Annotated in this window: 16 protein-coding genes; 11 read left to right on the top strand and 5 right to left on the bottom strand. The window is 39.0% G+C overall.

All coding sequences use genetic code 11. From position 1 onward, the window contains the following. Positions 1-95: 95 nt before the first annotated feature. From GJU39_RS15865 to cobA (GJU39_RS15825), 9 genes are all read left to right on the top strand, one after another. Positions 96-542 (top strand): RrF2 family transcriptional regulator, encoded by a 447-nt coding sequence (locus tag GJU39_RS15865; protein WP_154281967.1) that lies wholly within the window; start codon positions 96-98, stop codon positions 540-542. A 482-nt stretch (positions 543-1,024) separates the two neighbouring features. Further along, complete coding sequence (locus GJU39_RS15860; protein ID WP_154281966.1) at positions 1,025-3,115, top strand: HEPN domain-containing protein; 2,091 nt, start codon at positions 1,025-1,027, stop codon at positions 3,113-3,115. A 227-nt stretch (positions 3,116-3,342) separates the two neighbouring features. After that, a complete protein-coding gene (cobA, locus tag GJU39_RS15855) occupies positions 3,343-4,113 on the top strand; it encodes a uroporphyrinogen-III C-methyltransferase (protein ID WP_154281965.1) in 771 nt (256 codons plus the stop codon). Further along, entirely contained in the window at positions 4,097-5,608 is a 1,512-nt protein-coding gene (locus tag GJU39_RS15850; RefSeq protein ID WP_154281964.1) for a TSUP family transporter, read from the top strand. Before cobA (GJU39_RS15855) ends, GJU39_RS15850 begins: the two co-directional genes overlap by 17 nt. Before the next feature lie 2 nt (positions 5,609-5,610). Next, on the top strand, positions 5,611-6,345 hold the full coding sequence (locus GJU39_RS15845) for a phosphoadenylyl-sulfate reductase (RefSeq protein ID WP_154281963.1): 735 nt from the start codon (positions 5,611-5,613) through the stop codon (positions 6,343-6,345). A gap of 164 nt (positions 6,346-6,509) precedes the next feature. Beyond that, the gene (gene cysD / locus GJU39_RS15840; protein ID WP_154281962.1) at positions 6,510-7,415 is read left to right on the top strand and encodes a sulfate adenylyltransferase subunit CysD; all 906 of its coding nucleotides are present in this window, start codon (positions 6,510-6,512) and stop codon (positions 7,413-7,415) included. A gap of 72 nt (positions 7,416-7,487) precedes the next feature. Then, positions 7,488-8,738 carry a sulfate adenylyltransferase subunit 1 gene (locus tag GJU39_RS15835; protein WP_154281961.1) on the top strand — a complete coding sequence of 417 codons (1,251 nt, stop codon included), beginning with the start codon at positions 7,488-7,490 and terminating at the stop codon, positions 8,736-8,738. Positions 8,739-8,962: 224 nt separating this feature from the next. After that, a complete protein-coding gene (locus GJU39_RS15830) occupies positions 8,963-9,424 on the top strand; it encodes a hypothetical protein (protein WP_154281960.1) in 462 nt (153 codons plus the stop codon). Positions 9,425-9,719: 295 nt separating this feature from the next. Beyond that, complete coding sequence (cobA, locus tag GJU39_RS15825; RefSeq protein WP_154281959.1) at positions 9,720-10,514, top strand: uroporphyrinogen-III C-methyltransferase; 795 nt, start codon at positions 9,720-9,722, stop codon at positions 10,512-10,514. A gap of 256 nt (positions 10,515-10,770) precedes the next feature. Here cobA (GJU39_RS15825) and GJU39_RS15820 read toward each other — a convergent pair whose 3' ends face one another. Both GJU39_RS15820 and GJU39_RS15815 read right to left on the bottom strand, forming a co-directional pair. Continuing rightward, on the bottom strand, positions 10,771-12,039 hold the full coding sequence (locus GJU39_RS15820) for a glucose-1-phosphate adenylyltransferase (protein ID WP_154281958.1): 1,269 nt from the start codon (positions 12,037-12,039) through the stop codon (positions 10,771-10,773). An 8-nt stretch (positions 12,040-12,047) separates the two neighbouring features. Beyond that, a complete protein-coding gene (locus tag GJU39_RS15815) occupies positions 12,048-13,460 on the bottom strand; it encodes a glycogen synthase (RefSeq protein ID WP_154281957.1) in 1,413 nt (470 codons plus the stop codon). Positions 13,461-14,441: 981 nt separating this feature from the next. On the opposite strand from GJU39_RS15815, the gene GJU39_RS15810 reads away from it, so the two are divergent. After that, a complete protein-coding gene (locus GJU39_RS15810) occupies positions 14,442-16,226 on the top strand; it encodes a glycoside hydrolase family 15 protein (protein ID WP_154281956.1) in 1,785 nt (594 codons plus the stop codon). A gap of 111 nt (positions 16,227-16,337) precedes the next feature. Here the strand turns inward: GJU39_RS15810 and GJU39_RS15805 are convergent, their stop codons facing one another. The 3 genes from GJU39_RS15805 to GJU39_RS15795 form a co-directional block, all read right to left on the bottom strand. Beyond that, positions 16,338-18,524: a bifunctional alpha,alpha-trehalose-phosphate synthase (UDP-forming)/trehalose-phosphatase gene (locus tag GJU39_RS15805; RefSeq protein WP_154281955.1), complete on the bottom strand. Its 2,187-nt coding sequence runs from the start codon at positions 18,522-18,524 to the stop codon at positions 16,338-16,340. Between the two features lie 177 nt (positions 18,525-18,701). Then, on the bottom strand, positions 18,702-20,060 hold the full coding sequence (locus GJU39_RS15800; RefSeq protein WP_154281954.1) for a sensor histidine kinase: 1,359 nt from the start codon (positions 20,058-20,060) through the stop codon (positions 18,702-18,704). Between the two features lie 66 nt (positions 20,061-20,126). After that, positions 20,127-21,536: a sigma-54-dependent transcriptional regulator gene (locus GJU39_RS15795; RefSeq protein WP_154281953.1), complete on the bottom strand. Its 1,410-nt coding sequence runs from the start codon at positions 21,534-21,536 to the stop codon at positions 20,127-20,129. Positions 21,537-21,783: 247 nt separating this feature from the next. On the opposite strand from GJU39_RS15795, the gene GJU39_RS15790 reads away from it, so the two are divergent. Beyond that, entirely contained in the window at positions 21,784-23,025 is a 1,242-nt protein-coding gene (locus GJU39_RS15790; protein WP_154281952.1) for an efflux RND transporter periplasmic adaptor subunit, read from the top strand. The last annotated feature ends 55 nt before the right edge of the window (positions 23,026-23,080 follow it).

Genomic DNA, 23,080 nt, shown 5'->3' with positions numbered 1-23,080 from the left:
GCTAGGTTTTAAGATTGCAAGGGTATCATTAGAAGTTTTTTTGTGAATATTGCGAATTTCATAATTATACTTAATTTCTTAGCTTTGTAAGATATATGCTATCCAAAAAAACTAAATACGCCATAAAAGCACTTGTTGCGCTTGGTAAAAACGTAGAAAAACCACCTATGCAAATCTCTAAGATTGCCGAGGAGGAGCATATTCCGAAAAAATTCCTGGAACAAATCCTTCTGGATTTACGTAATGCAGGTTTCTTGTACAGCAAGAAAGGTGCGGGAGGTGGCTACAGCTTAAATAAAAGACCTGAAGAAATTCTATTGGTGCATGTAATGCGGGTAACAGATGGCCCGATTGCGATGGTGCCTTGCGCAAGCTTGAATTTTTATCACAAATGTGATGAATGCGAAGACGAGAAAACCTGTGGAATTAGAAGTGCTTTTATTGATGTGAGGGATGCCACGCTTAAGGTTTTAAGTGAAACCAGTATTGCTGATGTAATTGGCCGGGAAGGTACCCTGAAATTGGGAATAGAAAGTTTGTAATTTCCTTTAAATTTCATTAAATCCTTGGGCGTCCCGCTGAACTTGATTCAGCATCTTGATTCGTAAATTAGGTTCTGAAATGAGTTCAGAAGATAATGTGGATACAACAATCTCCTAAGAATAATTTAGATGAGAACTCGTCTTGCTGAACCTGATTCAGCATCTGTTTCGCTTATACCACAATAATTTCCTGGGATAATTTCAGAATAACGTTAGCTAGTAAGACATCTCACGAATCGGTTACTTAACTTAAGTGATCTTATATTCTAAAACTTTTTTGAGATAAATTACGACTATTCCTATATACTTTATATATTTGAAAGATGAACTTCAAATCTATAGTTATAAATACCGGAGATAAATCGATGCACTATTGTTGTAAAACAAAGTAAAAGAGGGTATTTAAATAATTTATAGGTATAAAATATTGGATGCTTCTCAGTAAAAAGAGAAGCATTTTTTGAATAAAGCTAACAACACATATGCAAAGTTTCAGAACAGAACTCGAAAACAATATTGTCGAGCAGGACATTATTGATTTAGAGAATAAGATTAAAGCTTTTCGCGATGGAACCATTCACGATGAGAAATTCAGGAGCTTACGTTTAGCCCGCGGGGTTTACGGACAAAGGCAACCAGGCGTACAAATGATTCGCATTAAGCTCCCTTTCGGAAAAGTAACTTTTAAACAGTTGCTCCGGATTGCAGATATTGCAGATGAATATGGCAGTGGGAATTTGCACCTAACTACCCGTCAGGATATTCAGTTGCACTATGTGAGTTTAGACCGAACTCCGGAACTTTGGGCTAAATTGGAACAAGATGATATCACCCTTCGTGAAGCCTGTGGTAACACCGTTCGCAATGTAACTGCATCGCCAAATTCGGGGATTGACAAAGATGAACCTTTCGACGTATCTCCTTATGCCCATGCAGTTTTTAAATACTTTCTGCGGAATCCAATCTGCCAGGAAATGGGTAGAAAAATTAAAATTTCTTTTTCCTCTAGTGACCGGGATACAGCCTTCAGCTATATTCATGATTTAGGCTTCATTCCAAAAATTAACGAAAATGGCGATCGTGGTTTTAAAGTTTTATTTGCAGGTGGCTTAGGTGCACAGCCATTTCTAGCCAGCCCGATCGAAGAATTTCTACACGAAGATCAGTTGATTCCTTTTACAGAATCGGTACTTCGGGTGTTCGATCGCTATGGCGAACGCACCAATAGGAATAAGGCACGCTTAAAATACCTGGTGCAAAAGTTAGGTTTAGAGGAGGTTTTACGTTTAGTTGCCGAAGAGCGCATTGCAAATAAAGTTAAAACTTATACCATTGATAGAGATGCTGTGCCTCAGCCGGAAATTCCTTCAGAACAGCATTATGGTTCGGTAGAAATATTAAATGAAGCCCATTACAAACATTGGTCTGCCACTAATGTAGTTCCACAAAAGCAAGCTGGCTTTTATGCAGTTTATGTAAAAGTACAGGTTGGTGATATTAAAACCGATAAGGCGAGAGCTTTTGTGGAAGCCATCAGACCATATGTAGCAGACGAAATCAGGATTACGCAAAACCAGGGATTGCTGTTGAAATTTGTCCGTGAAGATGCTTTACCATCATTATATGCAGCCTTAAATAAAATTGGTTTTACTACCGCTGGCTTTGATAGCCTGGCAGATATTACCACTTGCCCGGGAACAGATACCTGTAATTTGGGTATTTCTAACTCCATGACTTTAGCCGAAGTTTTGGAAGAGGTGATTTACACCGATTTTCCTGAATTTATATACGAGAAGAACATCAACATCAAAATCAGTGGTTGCATGAACTCTTGCGGTCAGCATGGTTTAGCAGAAATTGGCTTCCACGGAAGTTCAGTAAAAGCCGAAGGTAAAGTGGTGCCTGCAGTTCAGGTAATGCTTGGAGGCGGAACAGTTGGAAACGGCGTGGGGCGGGTTGCCGAACGCGTAATTAAGGTGCCCTCTAAAAGAGCTACCAGTGTGTTGCACTTTATTTTGAACGACTTTAAGGCTAATAACGAGGAGCAGGAAAGCTTCCACCAGTATTATGACCGGAAAGGTAAAGATCATTTTTATCAATTATTAAAGCCATTGGCCGATTTAACAAATCTTAAACAAGAGGAGTTTGTAGATTGGGGACATGTAGAACAGTTTGTTACGGCAATTGGTGTAGGTGAATGTGCAGGTGTAGTGATCGATTTAGTAGCAACACTGCTGTTAGAGGCCGATGAGAAATTTGGATGGGCAAAACAGAATTTAGAAAAAGGCGCCTATGCCGATGCCATTTACCATACCTACAGTACGTTTGTGAGTGCAGCAAAATCTTTGCTTTTAGATAAAGGAATCAATAGCAGCACGCAGGTTGGCGTCATCAGAGAATTTGATAATCACTATGTGGAAACAGGGGAGTTTAATTTATCCACCAACTTTTCAGATTTAGTGTTACAGATTAATAAAAATGAACCGACAGCAGCATTTGCCAGTACTTATTTTAGCCAGGCAGATGAATTTTTAAATCAGATTAAAGAGAAAAGGGCAGTAGTTGTGAAATGATAGAATTAGTGAATGAGGAAATTATAGAAGAATAAATTAAAAATTAGCGAATTATAGAATGAGAGATTAAAAAAATGGGAGAATTAATGAGTAGTAAAATAATAGTATTAATAATCGCAGGTAAACATCCACTCACTCAACATTCATTCACTCAACATTCAGTCATTTAGTCATTCAATCATTCAACATTCAGTCATTCAACATTCACTCCCTCAATATTTAAATGTATGTTAAATCAAAATAAAGAATCAAGAATTACCCTTTTAGGGGCAGGTCCCGGCGATCCGGATCTGTTAACCTTAAAAGGTGTTAAGGCACTACAGGCTGCTGATGTGGTATTGTACGATGCCTTAACAAATGAAGCATTACTGGAACATGCACCAGCTGAAGCAATAAAGGTTTATGTTGGTAAACGCTCTGGTGAACATTCATATCCTCAGGCAACCATTAATAAACTGATGATTGATTACGCTTTAAATTATGGCCATGTGGTGCGTTTAAAAGGTGGAGATCCATTTGTGTTTGGGAGGGGTTATGAAGAGCTGGATTATGCGGCATCTTACAGTATTCCTGTTGATGTAATTCCTGGCATTTCGAGCGCCATCGGAGTTCCTGGCTTGCAACAGATTCCGGTAACGCATCGCGGATTAAGTGAAAGCTTTTGGGTAATTACCGGTACAACCACTTCCGGAGAGGTATCTAAAGACATCTATCAGGCAGCAGAATCCAATGCAACCGTTTTGGTGTTGATGGGTTTGAAAAAATTAGCTAAGATTGTAGAAATCTTCAAAGCCGCAGGCAGAAGTAATTTGCCGGTTGCGGTGGTTCAGAACGGATCATCGGAAGAAGAAAAATTAGTTGTTGGTGTGGTGGAGACGATTGAAAGTTTGGTTCAACAGGAAAATGTAAAAGCACCTGCGCTGTTAATTTTTGGCGAAGTGGTTTCCTTACATCCATCATTTAAAAAACTCGTAGCCCAATATGCAAGTATTGCCTAACCAACCTGATAATGAAGCATCTTTCTCTGAAGAGGAGAAAGGTAATCAGCTCTTTCCAGTTTTTGTAAAGCTGAATAAGCTGCGCACATTATTAATTGGTGCCGGTAATATTGGCCTGGAAAAGTTAACGGCAATTGTCAACAATAGCCATCACGCGAAAATTACAATCGTAGCTGAAATTGTTTCACCAGAGGTTTATGCATTAGTTGCAAATTATCCGAATATCAAAGTGAAGCAGAAAAGTTTCGATGTTTCAGATTTGGAAAACATAGATATTGTTTTTGCAGCCACTAATAATTACATCCTGAACGAAGAAATCAGGGTGGTTACACATGAAAAAGGTTTGCTCATTAATGTGGCGGATAAGCCTGAACTCTGTGATTTTTACCTGGGTTCTATTGTACAGAAAGGGGATTTAAAAATTGCCATTTCCACCAATGGAAAATCCCCAACCATTGCAAAGCGATTAAAACAAATTTTGAACGAGGGTTTGCCAGCCGAGCTGGATGAAACGTTGCAAAATATGAGTGCGCTGCGCCAAACCTTAACCGGCGATTTTTCTGCAAAAGTTAAAAAGCTGAATAAGGTTACAAAAAGTTTAATTAACCCAAAAAAGAGTTTTGCAGAACGGAACATCAAATGGTTAATCTGGATTGCTTCCATTTTGCTTATTGGTGCTATTGGCATTTCATTATGGAATACTGAACCAGAATTTCAATCCTTTTTAATTCATATTGATCCGCTGTTTTACTGGTTTTTAGGAGCAGGGTTTCTATTCGCGTTGGTAGATGGTGCCATTGGAATGTCTTATGGCGTTACCACAGCATCTTTTTCACTCGCAATGGGGCTACCTCCCGCTTCGGCCAGTATGGCCATCCACATTTCAGAAGTAATGAGTAATGGTATTGCAGGCTGGATGCATTATAGAATGGGGAATGTAAACTGGAAGTTATTTAAAATTCTAATCATTCCGGCAATCATCGGGGCCGTTTTAGGGGCCTATATTTTGTCTTCTTTAGAACATTACAGCTCCTACGTAAAGCCCGTTGTTGCGGTTTATACCTTGTTTTTAGGGGGAATCATTTTAATGAAAGCCTTTAACATTAAAAGGAAAAAAGCAGATGAAAAAATAAAGAAAATTGGTTTCCTTGGTTTTGTAGGCGGTTTTATTGATGCTGCCTTTGGTGGCGGATGGGGATCTATCGTGCTGTCCAGCTTAATTGCCGGCGGCCGTCACCCTTTGTTCTCGCTCGGAACTGTAAAAATCAGCAGGTTTTTTATCGCAACATTAAGTTCGCTAACATTTTTCACTATGTTAGGAGGCAAACACTGGGAAGCTGTTTTAGGCTTGATTATCGGGAGTGCAGTGGCCTCACCGATTGCAGCGAAAGTATCAAATAGAATATCAGCAAAGACCATTATGGTTGCTGTTGGTATCATCGTGATGATCGTCAGCTTGCGCAGTGTAATTGTATTTATTTTAAAATTAATTTAGTGATGGGGAATTTAGCGGAGATTAAACAAGAACTGGCAAATCTTAATACAGTAGAAAAATTAAAATTCCTGGCAAATAAATATCCGGGGAAAGTTATCTTTTCAACCAGTTTTGGATGGGAAGATCAGGCCATTACGCACCTCATTTTTTCCAATAACATTCCAATTAAGGTATTTACATTAGAAACAGGGCGGCTTTTTCCAGAAACTTATTATGTTTGGAACCGGACTTTAGAGGTGTATAACAAGCCTATTTACGCCTACTATCCGCAAAATGAGTTATTGCAGGATATGGTGAATACGAAAGGGCCGAATAGTTTTTATGAATCGGTAGAAAACAGAAAAGAATGCTGCTATATTCGTAAAATAGAACCTTTAAAAAGAGCATTACAAGGCAATGAAATATGGGTAACGGGCATCCGCGCTGAGCAGAGCCCAGACCGCGAGGATATGCACGATTTAGAATGGGATGAAGGGAACCAGCTGGTAAAATTTCATCCAATATTCAAGTGGACTTTAGATGAGGTAAAAACTTATATCAAAGAAAATAACATCATTTACAATACTTTGCACGATAAAGGTTTTCCCAGTATCGGTTGCGCCCCCTGCACCCGCGCAGTACAGCCGGGCGAAGATTTCAGAGCAGGACGATGGTGGTGGGAAGACCAAAGCAAAAAAGAATGTGGTTTGCACGCTACTGAGGCCATTGAGGTAGAGGGTAAAAAGTTGGGGGCGTAAGGAAATAGCGTAAAGCAGAAAGCTAAATGATTAAAGCGAGAAGATTTGCCTCCTCGCAATGACGATAGTATTAACAATAACAATAAATGATATAACATTTGAAGAATAGAATTGATGTTAAGAGCACTCACTCATTCAATCTTCAAACATTCAAAAATTTATAAATGAGTACATATAATTTTGATTATTTAGATGAACTGGAAGCCGAGGCCATTCATATTTTACGTGAAGTGGCCGGACAATTTGAAAAGCCAGCCTTGTTATTTTCTGGCGGAAAAGATTCTATAACCCTGGTTCGTTTAGCAGAGAAAGCGTTTCGTCCTGGGAAATTTCCCTTCCCTTTGGTTCACATTGATACTGGCCACAACTTCGAAGAAACCATTACTTATCGGGATCAAATGATCGAAAGAATAGGTGAAAGATTGATTGTTGGTTCTGTTCAGGAATCTATTAATCAGGGAAAAGTGATCGAGCAGACTGGTAAAAATGCAAGCAGAAATGCTTTACAAACGGTTACTTTATTAGATACTATTGCCAAACATCAGTTTGATGCCTGTATTGGCGGTGCCCGCAGAGATGAAGAAAAAGCCCGTGCTAAAGAACGTATTTTTTCAGTTCGTGATGAATTTGGGCAGTGGGATCCAAAACGCCAGCGCCCTGAACTTTGGAATATCTACAATGGCAAAATCCACAAAGGTGAAAACGTTCGTGTTTTCCCGATCAGCAACTGGACGGAGCTGGATGTATGGAATTATATCCGCAGGGAAAAAATCGAATTACCAAGTATTTACTTCTCACATGAACGTGAAGTGATCACTAGAAATGGTCAGTTGATGGCAGCTTCCCCTTTTCTAAATATGGATGCCGAAGATATCATTTTCCGTAAGCAAGTGCGTTTCCGGACTGTAGGAGATATGTCTTGTACCGCTGCGGTAGAATCAGAAGCAACTTTAATCGACGATATCATTTCCGAAATCAGTGAATCAAAAATTTCTGAACGCGGTGCACGACTGGATGATAAAGTTTCTGAAGCAGCAATGGAAGATCGGAAAAAAGGGGGATATTTTTAGTCTTGAGTTCGGAGTCTTTAGTCAAGAGTCTATTCTAAATTCAATCCTTCATTCATTCAATCATTTATTAACATGAACATATTAAAATTTTTTACAGCAGGCAGTGTAGATGATGGTAAAAGTACCTTAATCGGCCGTTTGTTATACGATACAGATTCTATTTTAGCCGATCAGCTGGAAGCCCTACAAAGCTCTAACCGCAAAAACGATGACGGAACAATAGATTTAGCCATTTTAACCGATGGGTTAAGAGCAGAGCGCGAGCAGGGAATTACCATTGATGTGGCTTATAAATATTTTCAAACGGAGAAGCGTAAATTTATCATTGCAGATACACCAGGTCATATCCAATATACCAGAAACATGGTTACAGGTGCTTCTACTGCGAACCTGGCTATTATTTTGATTGATGCCCGGAATGGGGTAGTGGAACAAACCATCCGCCATTCTTACCTGGTTTCTTTATTGGGAATTAAACATATTGTGGTATGTATCAATAAAATGGACATGGTAGATTATAGCGGCGAAGTTTACCATTCCATTATCGGCAAATACAAAATTCTGGCACAACAGCTTAAGCTGCAAGATGTAACCTACATACCGGTAAGCGCATTGAAGGGTGATAATATCGTTCAAAGTTCGGAGCGTATGGACTGGTATGGTGGTGAGAGTTTATTACATTTCCTGGAGAAAGTTGATACCGATAATTTAGATAAATCTCAGCTGGCCCGAATGCCTGTTCAATGGGTAATTCGTCCGCAAACAGCAGAATTACACGATTACCGTGGTTATGCTGGCAGGGTGTTAAGCGGAACCTTTAATGTGAATGATAGGGTTACGGTATTGCCTTCGGGTGCAAGTTCTACCATCGAAAAAATAGAATTTTTTGACCAGTCGCCGGATGCTGCTCATGCCGGACAATCAGTAACCATTCATTTAAAAGATGATGTGGATATCAGTCGTGGTGATACCATTGTGAATGCATCGGCTTTGCCACAGGAATCGAAATTAATCGAAGCCGATTTATGCTGGATGGATAGTCGTGCGCTGGATACTTCCATTATGTATTTAATTCAACATAACAGCAAGACTACGAAATGTAAGATTAGCGAGATTCTTCATAAAGTTGATATCAATACGTTGGAAAAACATGCTGCAGATGAATTTAAGTTGAATGATATTGGCCGGGTGATTTTAAAAACAGCTGATGCCCTGGCGTTCGATTTATACGATGACAACAGGGCGAATGGTTCTGCAATTTTAATTGATAGCCGTACAAATTTAACGGTTGGTGCTTTAATGTTCAGGGCCGCTGTTGAGTAATTAAAGCGGTTAAATAACAGTAATCCTACCTAGAGATTGATAACCAAATATTATATGAAGACTCTGAGTTTTTAATTTAGAGAGAAAGCAATTTCTGCGGGGTGCCATATGGTGCCCCGTTTTTGTTTAGGGGTGTTGCCGCTTGTTTATAATATGGTTATGGAAACATGCAAAACTTATCATCTGATTAGTATATTTAGTAAAGAACCTTTAATTTTAATATTATGAAACGAAATCTTCTATACATTGCCTTTGCCGCCGTTCCTTTCCTGTTTGCTTGTAATCCGTCTGAAAAGAAAGCTGATGCAAAGAAAGATTCTATCCTTAATCAAACCTGTTATGCATCATCATTCGAAAAAGATAGTGCCGCCATGATTTTAAACACCATGGCATCAGGTAAGGTTACCGGATCTTTATTAATTAAATATGGTGCAAAGCCTAAAAACAGCGGAGAGATAAATGGAAAGTTCCATGGCGATACCTTATTGGTGGATTACCGTTTTAATACAGGAACTGATACCAGCAGGGCCTTCACCAATCCTTTGGCTTTCCTGAAAAAAGACGGCAAACTAATTATGGGAGTTGCTCAAATTGAAACCACACTGGGTAGATCTTACTTTGTGAAAGGAAAGTCAATTAATTATGAAGCAGGCAAATTCACCTTCCAGGAAGTGCCTTGTAAGTAAGAAGAGAGGTTAAAGCTGAAGGGGCAAGGCTGAAAGGTTAAAAGCCCAAAGCTTAAAGAATAAAGTGAGCTTGGATGCCACACGCACTGCCAATGAAAGCGATTAACGAAAAACGATCAACGACAAACGATTGATATATCTCAGCTAATTAGCTCTTTGGCATATACTTTTACTCCGCCGGTGACTATGATTATCAGGTAAATAAAAATTATTTTAAAATAAATTACTACAAATCCTATAGACTTTATATATTTGTTTAATTAATAAGATTAAAAACGAGCTAATATTTTCTGACATGATTTTAAATAAAGTAGAAAAAGCGAACATTGAACCAAAAATTACACTAATAGGTGCTGGTCCTGGCGATCCGGATTTGTTTAGTTTAAAGGGAGTTAAAGCATTAAAGACAGCAGATGTTGTACTATACGATGCTAATGTGAACGAAGCTTTATTGTGTTATGCGCCAGAAGGTATTCCAAAAGTATACGTAGGCAAACGTACTGATGAGGAAGATTTCTCTCAGGATGCCGTGAATAAACTCATTATTGACTATGCCTTAAACTACGGTCATGTGGTTCGTTTAAAAAGTGGTGATCCGTTCTTTTTTGCCAAAGGTTACGAAGAAATTGATGCTGCGGAATCTTATAGTATTCCAACAGAAATTATTCCGGGGATATCGAGTGCAACTGGTGCGCCAAGCTTGCAAAAAATCCCGATGATTTATAAAGACTTAAGCGAAAGTTTCTGGGCAGTGACCGGAACCAATTCCAAAGGCGAAATTTCTGAAGATTTATACATTGCAGCGAAAACGAAAGCAACCATTGTTGTTTTGAATGGAATTGAAAAGATAAAAGAAATAGCAGCAATTTTCCAAAATCAGAATAAAGGTTTGTTGCCGGTAGCCGTGATCCAGAATGGTTCATCAAAAGATGAAAAAATTGCTGTCGGAATTGTAGATACCATTGTCGAAGTGGTAGAAGACAAAAGGATTCAGGCACCAGCGCTTTTAGTCTTTGGCGATGTGGTTTCGTTACATCCACAATTTCAGCCGATCAGAGACTTCTACGAAATTATCGCTGAAGAATATTAATACCAACCTAAACCATATTATTTGTTTTGTTGTAAAACCGCAGGTGAAAGCCTTGCGGTTTTTCTTTTTGATAATCGGTTTGACTAAATCAAAATGCCTCACCTAAAATACTGCTTTCATTTTGCTTGTTAATAGATATTCCGCCAAATAAAAAAGCAATGATCTTTGTGAAACATTAACCAATATAATCCCTTTCAAATAAAAAAAGGCCAGCTTGAATAATCAAACTGGCCTGTATATCATATTATTGATGATTCTAAATTACGCTTCCGCTTGGTAGCACAGCACCTTTTTTGACTACAACAATTCCGTCTTTAACTGCGTAAAGCTCATGATCGCCATCTTCCAAATGCGGACCACCATTAATTTTTACATCATTACCGATCCGGCAATTCTTATCGATAATAGCGTTGTTGATGTAACACCTGTCGCCAATTCCAATTAAAGCATTTCCTTTTTCAGTTTCAGACTGGATTTCTTCAAGGGTTTGATACCTGTCGCTACCCATTACGTAAGCATTAGTAACTACGGTATCTTTTCCAATACGCGCCCTGATTCCTAAAACTGCATGCTCAATTCTACTCGCTTGCACAATACAACCTTCGGCAATAATGGCTTTTTCTAAAGTAGTACCAGAGATTTTCGAAGGCGGCAACATCCTTGCTCTTGTAAAGATGGTATGGTTGCTGTCGAACATATTAAACTTTGGAATCTCATCAGTTAAGCCTAAGTTGGCTTCAAAGAATGAAGAGATATTACCAATATCAGTCCAGTAACCTTCATATTGATAGCTTAAAACCCTGCTTTCATTAATCGCCCTTGGCAAAATTTCTTTACCAAAATCTTTTTCATCTTCATTCTCATTCAGGATATTGATTAAGTATTCACGGTTGAAAACGTAAATGCCCATTGATGCCAGAAAGTTACGGCCTTCAGCCTGCATTTCTGCACCTGTATCAGATACCCATGCATCTAAACCCACTTTTGGTTTTTCTGTGAATGAGGTGATCATATTTTCCTCGTCAGCTTTCAAAATACCAAAATCAGTTGCATCTTTCGCCGTTACCGGAATGGTTGCAATAGTGATCTCCGCTTTCGCTTCAATATGTTTCTCAATCATATCTTTAAAATCCATCTGGTATAATTGATCACCAGAAAGAATTAAAATATAATCAAACTCATGAGAAACAATGTGGTGCATACACTGGCGTACTGCATCTGCAGTTCCCTGGAACCAGCCAGCATTTTGAACGGTTTGTTCTGCAGCAAGAATATCAACAAAAGCCGTACTAAAATGACTAAAGTGATAGGTGTTTTTAATGTGTTTATTTAAAGATGCCGAATTAAATTGCGTCAGTACAAACATGCGGTGAATACCTGAATTTAAGCAATTGGAAATCGGAATATCAACAAGCCTATATTTACCAGCAATTGGAACTGCAGGTTTAGAACGTGTTTGTGTAAGTGGCGATAGTCTAGAGCCCTGGCCACCGCCAAGGATAACGCCTAAAACTTTATCAGTCATGTTTAAGCTTATTTTAATATTTGGTATAATTCTATATAATTTTTCGCTGCCTGATCCCAGGAATGATCAATTTTCATCATGGTCTTCCGAACAGCTTTAAATGCTTTTTTATCTTTATATAAGGCTAAAGCACGACTTATAGCCTGGGTTACATCCCAAACGCTGGTTTGATCGTGACAAATTCCAAAACCCCCGTCGCCAATATCGATCACTGTATCTCTCAAACCACCAACTCTGCGTACAACAGGAACCGTTCCATAACGTAAAGCATATAGCTGGTTTAAACCACAGGGTTCAACCCTTGATGGCATTAAAAGGAAATCTGCACCTGCATACATTTCGTGTGAAACTTGTTCATTGTATCCGATATATGCATTGTATTTCCCACTGTAATAGTCTTTTATCTGATTTAGCCTTCCTTCCACCCAGGTATCTCCGGATCCTAAAATCAAAATATTTATATCATCTCCGTGTTGCTGAAGTGCCGTATAAAAAATATCCGGCAGCAAATCCGCACCTTTTTCATCAACCAGTCTTCCTATAAAAGTGAAGAGTGGTTTTGAAGAATCTAATTGAAAAACATCGCAAAGGGCTTTTTTGTTTGCTGTTTTTCCACTTTCTAATGTTTTTAGGTTGTAATTTTTACTCAGCATAGGGTCCGTTTCCGGGTTCCAAACTTCTGTATCGATTCCATTTAAAATACCTACAGATTTCCAGCGTTCTTCCCTTAACAGGCTCTCAAGACCACGGGCATTGTACATCATTTCTTCCATGTAACTAGGCGAAACCGTAGTTACCCGCCATGCACATTTAATTGCAGAAGCTAAAGGATTAATGGCATCTTCCCAGCCCAATAAGCCACCTTTCCACAAATCGAAAGCCGGCAGGTAGTAAAGTTTATTCCACCCAAACTGACCTTGGTATTGTGCATTATGTATGGTTAATACAGTAGGTACTTTGCTAATGGCCTGGTACTTTAAACAGTTTGATACCATAAATGGAACCAACCCGGTGTGGTGATCATGGCAATGAACAATATCCGGACGATGTTCCCACTGGGCAATCCAATCTAATGTAGCAATTTGAAAAGCTACAAAACGCTCGGTATCATCTTCATAGCCGTACACATTCGGCCTGTCGGTTAAGCCTTGAATATGAACCAGGTACAAATCAAAACCTAATTTATTTGTCTTTTCTTTTAAAACGCGGTACTTAAAATGATTATTTCCATAGTTAGACCAGGCATCATAAGTGACTTCGAATTCACTCTCGCGGATAAATTTCGTATCGTAGGCCGGTATAACCACCTTTGCTATGTGGCCGGTTTTGTTTTGGTATTTCGGTAAAGCCCCAACTACATCGGCTAATCCGCCAACTTTTGCAGCAGGGTAACACTCGGCGCTTATATGTATAATTTCCATCAAATATTTGGTGTAGATAACTGTGTTAAGTTAGTAATTGTTTTCCGATTTGAACATATTCGGGAATTTATTTTCCGGTGCAATTGCACCACTTCGCGGATATTTCAATTTATCTCTTGCTATACAGAAAGTTGCAAAAAAGCGAAGTCAAATCGCAGTTAGGTAATTTATTAGCGATAATATCTTTTGAGTGCATTGGAGTGTGATTCTGGTATTGATGGTTTTTTGGAAGTGGGCAGCAATAATCTTTTGGCGGCCGGCAGTCCTGCCCGGCCTAGGAGATGATGAAAGGAGAAGCCGTTGAAAACCACCCCCACCAACTTTACCCCCTCACCCCACCAAGGCAGCGCACATTTGCCGATTCTTCATCGGTACTTGTGCTGCCGAAATCAGGTTTTCGAATCGCTTATCCAACATCAGATCCAAGCCTTGATTTTTTTTGTTACTTTTTTGATCAAGCAAAAAAGTAAAAGCCCTTCGGCGGCCAGCCGGGGCAAGCCAGCGCAACGGGGGCAAATGATTGATAAGCCTTCAATAGATAAGATTGCTTCACGCCCTCGCTCAACCCCCGCTTCAGTTCGTAATGACGATTTTACGCATAAAAGATAGATCTTGAAACAAGTTCAGGAAGACGCGCGATGATATTACGAAATAGATTGCTTCATTTCGCAACGACGATTTTATTTTAAACCCACGAGCATCTTTTATTTTACAAAATAGGTTCTGAAATAAATTCAGAATGACGATTTACTGACGGCACCCTCGCTATCTGCACCCTGTTTTCGCTGTAATTTTTTTGTTGTTTTTTTTTGTAAAACAATAGGCTTTAAACAAAAAAGATTCCACTTCAATCAGGCTTATGGTTAAAAGTACAGTAATCCGGCAGGTGCCAGGTTTTAATGCGATAAATGATGTTTTTTTACATTAATGACAACATTTTAGGCAGAAGCTTGTTAGTTCATAAACACATAAAAATAGCTTATGGCTGAACAGCATCTATATCAAACTGGAATAATAGGAAATTGTGCTTTTATGGCACATGTAAATAAAAATACCGATATCTCTTGGCTTTGCTGGCCTCGTTTTGATAGCCCTTTTGTATTTGGAAGTTTATTAGACAAAAACAAAGGCGGGGAATTTTCAATCCTCCCACAAGGCGAATACAGTTCAACGCAATATTATATTGAAAATACCAATGTATTACGCACAGAAATAACGGCGGAAGACGGGAAATACCGCATCACAGATTTTGCACCGCGCTTTCGTCTTCACGAACGGTATTTTAAACCGCTTATGCTCATCAGAAAGATAGAGCCTTTGGAAGGAAATCCACGGATCACTATTAAATGTCAGCCGGTTTGCGATTACGGTAAAGGCAAAATGATGGCCAGCCGCGGAAGTAATCATATTGATTATTTAGGCTGTGACGAAAATATCCGCCTGAGCACCAACGTATCTTTAACGTATATTATAGATGAAAAGCCTTTCGTGCTCAACGAAGCTAAATATCTGGTTATGACCTACGGTCAAAATCTTGAAGCTCCTTTAGTAAGTACAGCAGAAAATTTTCTCAGGGAAACCATAGGCTACTGGAGATTGTGGATTAAACATTCTTCAATTGCAGGTTTTTATCAGCCTTTTGTTATTCGCTCTGCGTTGGTTCTGAAAATCCATCAGTACGAAGATACAGGCGCAATCATTGCTGCCAGTACAACGAGTTTACCAGAATCTCCCGGAAGTACACGGAACTGGGATTATCGCTATTGCTGGTTACGCGATTCACACTATGTACTTACTTCGCTAAACCACATCGGCCATTTTGAGGAAATGGAGAAGTACTTCAATTACCTGTCTGATATTTCTCATAACGAAGATGAGCGTTACCAACCTTTATATGGTATTGCCGGCGAAAGAGAAATTACCGAAAGTACGTTGGATCATTTAGAAGGTTACAGGGGCGAGAAACCGATTAGAATCGGGAACCAGGCCTATGAGCATATTCAAAACGATATTTATGGGCAGGTTTTAACTTCAATGTTACCGCTGTATACCGATCATCGTTTTGTGTTTTCAGAACGGAGTGATTCGGTTAAATGGATTGAAAGCGTCTTATCTAAAATCGAAAGAACCATCGACGAAAAAGATGCAGGGATCTGGGAATTTAGAAATATTGCCAACGTGCATTGCTATAGTAACCTATTTCAATGGGCAGGTGCACAGGCAGCATTGAAGATGGCTAAAACCATTGGCAGCGAAGATTTTGAAAGGCGTGCACAGATCTTAATCGACAAAGCAGCGGCGCATATTGAAGCCTGCTACGATCCGGAAAGGAAGGTGTACACCAATGCAGTTGGGAGTCCGCATTTAGATGCGAGTACTTTACAACTGATTATGATGAATTATCTGGATCCGGCTTCCGATCGGGCGAAGGACCACTTAATCGCATTAGAGAAAGAGCTTAAAACAGAAGACGGATTGTTCTATCGTTATTTGCATGCGGATGACTTTGGAAAGCCAAAAACAACCTTCCTCATTTGTGCTTTCTGGTATGTAGAGGCTTTGGCTTGTGTAGGTAGAACGGATGAGGCCATTAAAGAGTTCGAGAATATTATTAAATACTGTAATCACTTACTGCTTTTCAGCGAAGATGTTGATGCAAAAACAGGAAGTCAGTGGGGGAATTTTCCGCAGGCTTACAGTCACGTTGGTTTAATGAATGCGGCGTATCGCATTGCAATTAAATTAGATAGACCAATATTTTTATAAGATTTTTAGCTTAACAAAAATGGTCTGTGATAATTTCACAGACCATTTTGTTTTATAATAATTAACCTAAATCCTTAAAACGAATTTAGGTTGATTTATGAATATTAAGTACTATTTTGCTACAACCTCTTCCTGAACTAAACCCCAAAGCAGCTTTCTTACCTCTTTATAATCGTTGAGGTAATACTTCGCCTCAGAAATATTATTGCCAACCTTAATGGTAAAAGCATCATTAGGCAAAGCCTTGAAAATGTCTTCGTCGGTATGATCATCGCCAAGTGCGATAATAAAATCAGGTTGCTTACCGTAGAGCCAGTTTAGCGCGGCTTTACCTTTATTCACTTCCATGTTTTTGAATTCGATTACTTTGTTTCCCGGCATCAGTTGTAAACCTTTATCTGCAGCCAGGATTTTTAAGTGACTCACAATTTCATTTGCCCTCAGGTCGCCCAGCCCTTCTTCCGCTTTGCGGTAATGCCAAACTAAAGAATAACTTTTTTCTTCTATGAAAGACCCTGGTGTTCTATCGGTATAGGTTTCTAAAATCGATTTCATTTCCTGTTTCCATTGATCGGTGAGGAGCGGGAGGCAATTCCATTTGTCGGCATAAGTTTTTTGCCATGCGCCATGTTCCGCTATCAGATCAACTTTTAAATGTCCGAACCATTTCTCCAGTGTTTCATTTCTTCTTCCGCTAATAATTACAACCGTGTTGGATGGATCTTCCGTTAATTTGGTAATCAAGTTATACAGTTCTTCATCCGGTGAGGCATCATCGATATTTCCGGCAAAGTCTACCAACGTTCCATCATAATCAAGGAAAAAGACCCTGTTTTGCGTTTGGTTATATTTAGCGGCAATTATTTCTTTAATTGCGGTTACGGCATGTTTTGTGAGTAATGAATTTTGAGAATCTTTCACTTCGTTTAGTCTTAAAATAAAATTATTAACCCAATGTTTAACATTGAATTTTTCTACAATGGCCCTCATGGCTTTCATGCGGGTTTGTTGTTCTTCGATAGGCATTTTTAGGGCCAAAACGATGGCTTCCATAATATCACCCAAATTATTTGGATTGACAATAATGGCATCGGTGAGTTCTTTAGAAGCGCCGGCCATTTCACTTAAAATCAGTACACCATCGTTATGATTTCTACTGGCAACATATTCTTTACTGACCAGGTTCATTCCATCACGCATTGGCGTAACCAGGCAGATATCGGCTGTGGCATAAAGTGAAGAAAGTACTTCAATTGGAAATGAGCGGTAAAAATAATTTACCGGAATCCAGTTAATTGAGCGGTACCGGGCATTCAAATTCCCAACAAACTGGTCGATCTGCTCTTTTAAATCCCTGTATTGTGGAACGGTATCGCGGGATGGTACTACGATCATATAAAGTTCAATCTTACCAATATATTCAGGGTGCACCTGAAGCAGCAATTCCAGCGCTTTTAACCGTTCCAGAATGCCTTTACTGTAATCCAAACGATCGATAGAAAGGATAACCTTCATTTCCTCTTTACCTTTACGGAAGTATTCAATTTCTTTTTGAACTTCATCGTAGGTGGTCAGGTTTGAAAATTTATCGAAATCTATTCCCATAGGGAAAGCTTCGACAACAATTTGCCTTTCATTACTATTTAAAACATTAGCTGAAGAATTAACCGGAAGTAATCGCGTGGCGGTACTTAGAAAATGGCGAACATCATCATAGGTATGGAAACCGATTAAATCAGCACCCAGCATTCCGTTTAGCAATTCATCCCGCCAGGGGATTAATCTAAATATTTCATAAGAGGGAAAGGGGATATGCTGAAAGAAACCAATGGTTGATTGCGGTAATTTTTCCCGTAGAATTCCTGATAACAGTAAGAGCTGATAATCCTGGATCCATATTTTATCCTTTTTGGCAAGTACGTGTAAGGCTGCTTTTGCAAACTTATTGTTTACTGATTTATAGCAATCCCAATAACTTTGCTCGTAATGCGCGTAGGTAACGAGGTAATGGAAAACCGGCCACAAAACTTCGTTTGAAAAGCCTTCGTAATAGAGGTTAATTTCTTCCTGCGTGAGGAATACGGGGTAGAGGTTGAGGGCGGAGAGTTTATCTATTACTTCTTGTTGTCTTTCTTCCGGTACTTCAATTCCCGGCCAGCCGATCCAGATGGAGTTGCCTGTTTTATAGACATCTCCAAGGCCTGTAGCGAGTCCGCCTTCACTTGGGATGAAGGTATACTCGTTATTTTCTTCGATGATTTTAACGGGTAGTCTGTTCGATATTATAACTGTTTTCATGCTTGTATTTGATGTATCCACATAAATAAAAGCACGCTAAGTTGATTTTGTTTCAATTTTTAGCTGAAAAAACATTTAAATGATTTATCGAAATTCCATCAACCGCTATTTTTTAAAACTTTGAGGTGTAAAAATTCAATGGTTTTCTCGATCTGGAAATTCAGTTATTTTACCTTGTCAGACATAGTTAAAGACTAAGGAAAAGGTGGTTTGTTCATAAGGTATGGATACTACTTCTATGCTTCCGCGGTGCATTTTCATGATGTTTCTGCTGATGGTTAAGCCAATGCCCGAACCATTTTTTCTGGTGGTGTAGAATGGGACGAAAATCTTTTCCAGATCTGCCACATCAATACCATTGCCGTTATCGGTTACATCGATATATAGTTTTGTATTTTCCAGGCGATAACTAACCGTAATATGAGGCGTTTCCTTTTCTTCCACAGCATAGATACTATTGGTTATCAGGTTAATGAGTACTTGTTCAATGAGCTTTAAATCTAGCTGAACTGTAATTTTAGAACTGGTTTGTTCTACCCCTAATGTTACATTTTTCACTTTTGCAAAAGGTTGCATCAGCACTTTAATGTGTTTTAAAATCTCGCCGATGGTATGCGATTCCAGGTTTGGCGTGGGCAATTCTGCGATAAGGCGGTAATCTTTAACAAAATCCAACAATCCTGCCGAGCGACGTTTAATCGTTTGTAAAGCGGTTTTTAAGTCTTCCATTTCATCGAGATCAAGATTTTCCTTATCGGTTACCATGCTGTTAATCGTATCTGACAGCGAGCTGATTGGCGTGATGGAATTTAATATTTCATGTGAAATTACGCCTATAAGCCTGTTCCAGGCTTCGGTTTCCTTTTGCTCAATTTCATCTTTAATGTTTTGAAAACTAATGATGGTATAATTTTTTCCGTAGAGGTTAAGGGGAATAACCTCAGTTGAAAGCTGAATGAATTTTTCGTGGATTTTTAGTTCTAAAAAACGTTTACCGCCGTTTGGAATCTGATCAACCTCGTTGGCAAAAGCCGGCAGGTGCTGTTTTAAACGATGCCAGTATTTGTAGGCCGGTACCCCCAAAAGGTTGGAAGCAGCTTGATTAAAAAAAGCAATTTCCTGGTTCTCATTATCTGTAACTCTTGTGTTGACTACAATCACCCCAACTGGCACCTGTTCGAGAATGGTTTTAATCAGTTGAAACATGGCTTCCTGCTCCAAACGAATTTGCTTGTGTACGAGCAGGATGTCGCCAAAGGATTCATACAATTCCGGGAAGCTTCCTTTTGTAGTTTTGTTTTTGAAATTTAAGGTATGATCGCGCGTTTTAACCGCTAAGATGAAGCGCTTAATATCAGAACGGATTTCGTTGATGTAGTAGTATAGCGAAATAATTGTTCCGAAGAAAATTAGGCCCACGCCAATGATGGTAAACCAAAGCTGGGTGTTTTTAATCAGATAGAATAGCAGATAACCAAGCAAATTGATAACCAGCAGGCGGAAGATGAGACGAAAAGTAAAGCGTTTGTAAAACATATTTTAAAGCTGAAAGCTAAAAGCCTAAAGATTAAAGCTTTTAGCTCTAGCCTTTAAGCTCTCAGCTTAAATTCCAAATTTTTCAATTCTCCGGTATAAAGCTGCCCGGGTTAAACCCAGTTCAGCTGCGGCTTTTGAAATATTTCCTTTGTGTTTGTCGATGGCTTTCTGCACCATCATTTTTTCCATATCGCCTAGGGCCATTTCATCGGGGATGGCATTATTTTGTGTAAAACGTTGCGGACTTAGCTGCAAATCTTCTTCGGTAATTTCCCGCCCATCGCTCATAATTACTGCTCTTTCCAATACATGCTGTAATTCCCTTACGTTTCCGGGCCATTTATAATGTAAAAGAATGTCTTCGGCTTTATGACTTAAACTTCGGTTTTCTTTATGATATTTTGTGCTAAAAACCTGCATAAAATAATTTGCCAGTAGCAAGATATCTCTTCCACGCTGGCGGAGAGGTGGCAATAGAAGTTCTACCGTATTAATTCTGAAGAGTAAATCCTGCCGGAAGGTATTCTTGGCCACCATATCATTTAACGGCATGTTTGTCGCGGTGATTAAACGAACATTCACCTTTCTTTCCTTGCTTTCCCCTAACCGGGTCACTGTTCTGTTTTGCAAAACACTCAATAATTTTGCCTGGAGTGGTAGTGTTAGGTTTCCAATCTCATCTAAAAAAATGGTTCCACCGTCAGCCAGTTCAAATCGTCCTGGTTTATCTTCTTTTGCATCGGTAAAAGCACCCTTAGCATAGCCAAAAAGTTCACTTTCGAATAGGTTTTCATTTAATGAACCCAGATCCACATGCATAAAGACCTGATTTTTTCGTTGCGAATTTCCATGGATTTCGTAAGCGAAAACCTGTTTGCCCGTTCCGTTTTCGCCCAGAATTAATACATTAGCATCTGTAGGTGCTACTTTGATTAAAGTGTTTTGAAGCTGTTTAATCCCCTCTGCCTGACCAACAATATTCTCGAAACCGCGGGTCATGTCTTTTTGTAGAGAAGAATGTATTTTCTCCAGTTTTTTCAATTTTTTATTTGATTCGCGCAACTTAGAGGCAGCTGAAATGGTAGCGAAGAGTTTTTCGTTTTCCCAGGGTTTTAAGATAAAATCTGTTGCCCCCATTTTAATGGCTTTTACCGCAAGTTCAACATTGCCGAAAGCTGTCATCAAAATTACCACGTAATCTTTATCAATAGATAAAATGTGTTCGAGCCAATAGAGTCCCTCGCGTCCATCACTGGCACCTTTTTGATAGTTCATATCCAGCAGGATAATATCAACTTCGTTTTTACTTAATAAAACATTTATTTCTTTAGGCGATTTGCAGGTAATTACCTGCTTAACCTGTTGCTTAAGGAATAGCCTGGCACTCAATAAAATGTCGTCATCATCATCAATAATTAAAACTGAGGCGTCAAGTCCCCAACCCCCCAAAGGGGGCTTTTCCATTCTATCGTTCATAGAAAGTGTGATTTTATTTTTTCTGTGTTTTTTTATAACTCCTGCATTGCCTCCACACCTATAGCGCCCCCTTAGCGGTTGGAGGGTAAATTTACTCAAACTGTCCGCTCCCGTACATAAACTGTTCGATAATGAACAGGGTAAATTAAAAATAAATTATAATATACTGATTTACAGATATTTAAATTAGTTATTGTCTTTTGGCACAAGCTTGGTTATTAAGGAAACCGAACAGTACAACCGAACAATGGATAAGAAAATAGAGAAAAAAAGATTTAGCACAAAAACCCTGATGATGATAGGTGGGGCGGTTGTTTTTGTAGCAATTGTTCTTTATGGCTATACCTTATCTCTGAAGAAAACTTATAGTGCTGATGTTGAAAAATTAACCATCAGCAAAGTGCAGTATGGAGATTTTGAAGACGTTGTTTTGTTAAATGCAAGTGTTGTTCCGTTAACGTCTGTTATTGTAAGTTCGGCCGAAGGCGGTACGGTTGCAGAAATCTTTACCGAAAACGGTGCATCTGTGGTAAAGGGAACGCCTTTATTGCGGATTGCAAACTCAAATGCAATGTTGGGTTATACTTCACAACAAACGGCGGCTACCGAACAAATTAATCAATTGAGAAAATCGAGGTTAGACTTGGAGCAGAACCAAAGAATTTTAAATCAGGATGTGCTGGATGTTGAAAATAACCTCCGTACAGCAACCCGGCAATATAGATTAGACAGCACCCTATATATTAAAAAGGTGATTACCCTTCAGGAGTTTAATAAATCAGTTCAGGATTACGAGTATTACCAGGGAAAACTGAAAATTGTAAGACAAGCCATCAAACAGGAAAACCAAAGTAGAAGGATGCAACTTTCGCAAATTGATCAATCGATGAATCAAATGAATGAAAGTTTGGAAATGATTCGTAAAAATATTGAAAATATGACGATTAAAGCACCAGTTTCGGGTAAATTATCGTCTTATGATCCGGTAACTGGCAAATCGTATAATTCCAACGAAATGATTGGTAAAATCGATGTTCTCCAGGGTTATAAGCTGCAGGCTGGAGTTGATGAGTATTACATCAACAGGGTGAAAGAAGGACAAACGGCAAGTTGCGAATTCAATGGTAAAACTTATAACTTAATGGTAAGTAAGGTTATTCCGGAAGTAACGGCTGGGCAATTCCAGGTAGAGATGGTTTTTAAAGGCCCGTCGCCGGATGGTTTACGTCGTGGATTATCGCTGCAAACCAAACTCACTTTATCTGATAATAGTAAATCGCTGCTTTTAGCCCAGGGGCAATTTTTTCAAAGCACAGGTGGCTCATGGGTATTTGTAGTAAACAATGGTAAAGCCACAAAGAAAAATGTTAAGATTGGAAGAAAAAATTACCTGTATTACGAAATATTAGATGGCCTGGCTAAAGGCGATGAAGTGATTACCTCTTCCTATGATCAGTTTAATCAGTATGGAATTGCAATAGTATACTAGAGGTTTTTTTATTGTCAGATTATTTTTTTTGAGAAGCATTACTTTAGATTCCGCT

It is taken from the genome of Pedobacter petrophilus (assembly GCF_009674725.1).
Taxonomy (GTDB): Bacteria; Bacteroidota; Bacteroidia; order Sphingobacteriales; family Sphingobacteriaceae; genus Pedobacter; species Pedobacter petrophilus.
Note: the sequence above shows the minus strand (reverse complement) of the source record. Positions and strands in the feature narration are given on the sequence as shown.

Excerpts from the sequence above, each read along its gene's own strand:
- GJU39_RS15790 (WP_154281952.1), top strand. The coding sequence starts at position 21,784 with ATGGATAAGAAAATAGAGAAAAAAAGATTTAGCACAAAAACCCTGATG.
- GJU39_RS15850 (WP_154281964.1), top strand. The coding sequence starts at position 4,097 with ATGCAAGTATTGCCTAACCAACCTGATAATGAAGCATCTTTCTCTGAA.
- GJU39_RS15800 (WP_154281954.1), bottom strand. The coding sequence starts at position 20,060 with ATGTTTTACAAACGCTTTACTTTTCGTCTCATCTTCCGCCTGCTGGTT.
- GJU39_RS15865 (WP_154281967.1), top strand. The coding sequence starts at position 96 with ATGCTATCCAAAAAAACTAAATACGCCATAAAAGCACTTGTTGCGCTT.
- GJU39_RS15835 (WP_154281961.1), top strand. The coding sequence starts at position 7,488 with ATGAACATATTAAAATTTTTTACAGCAGGCAGTGTAGATGATGGTAAA.
- cobA (WP_154281959.1), top strand. The coding sequence starts at position 9,720 with ATGATTTTAAATAAAGTAGAAAAAGCGAACATTGAACCAAAAATTACA.
- cysD (WP_154281962.1), top strand. The coding sequence starts at position 6,510 with ATGAGTACATATAATTTTGATTATTTAGATGAACTGGAAGCCGAGGCC.
- GJU39_RS15810 (WP_154281956.1), top strand. The coding sequence starts at position 14,442 with ATGGCTGAACAGCATCTATATCAAACTGGAATAATAGGAAATTGTGCT.
- cobA (WP_154281965.1), top strand. The coding sequence starts at position 3,343 with ATGTTAAATCAAAATAAAGAATCAAGAATTACCCTTTTAGGGGCAGGT.
- GJU39_RS15860 (WP_154281966.1), top strand. The coding sequence starts at position 1,025 with ATGCAAAGTTTCAGAACAGAACTCGAAAACAATATTGTCGAGCAGGAC.
- GJU39_RS15830 (WP_154281960.1), top strand. The coding sequence starts at position 8,963 with ATGAAACGAAATCTTCTATACATTGCCTTTGCCGCCGTTCCTTTCCTG.
- GJU39_RS15820 (WP_154281958.1), bottom strand. The coding sequence starts at position 12,039 with ATGACTGATAAAGTTTTAGGCGTTATCCTTGGCGGTGGCCAGGGCTCT.
- GJU39_RS15815 (WP_154281957.1), bottom strand. The coding sequence starts at position 13,460 with ATGGAAATTATACATATAAGCGCCGAGTGTTACCCTGCTGCAAAAGTT.
- GJU39_RS15795 (WP_154281953.1), bottom strand. The coding sequence starts at position 21,536 with ATGAACGATAGAATGGAAAAGCCCCCTTTGGGGGGTTGGGGACTTGAC.
- GJU39_RS15845 (WP_154281963.1), top strand. The coding sequence starts at position 5,611 with ATGGGGAATTTAGCGGAGATTAAACAAGAACTGGCAAATCTTAATACA.
- GJU39_RS15805 (WP_154281955.1), bottom strand. The coding sequence starts at position 18,524 with ATGAAAACAGTTATAATATCGAACAGACTACCCGTTAAAATCATCGAA.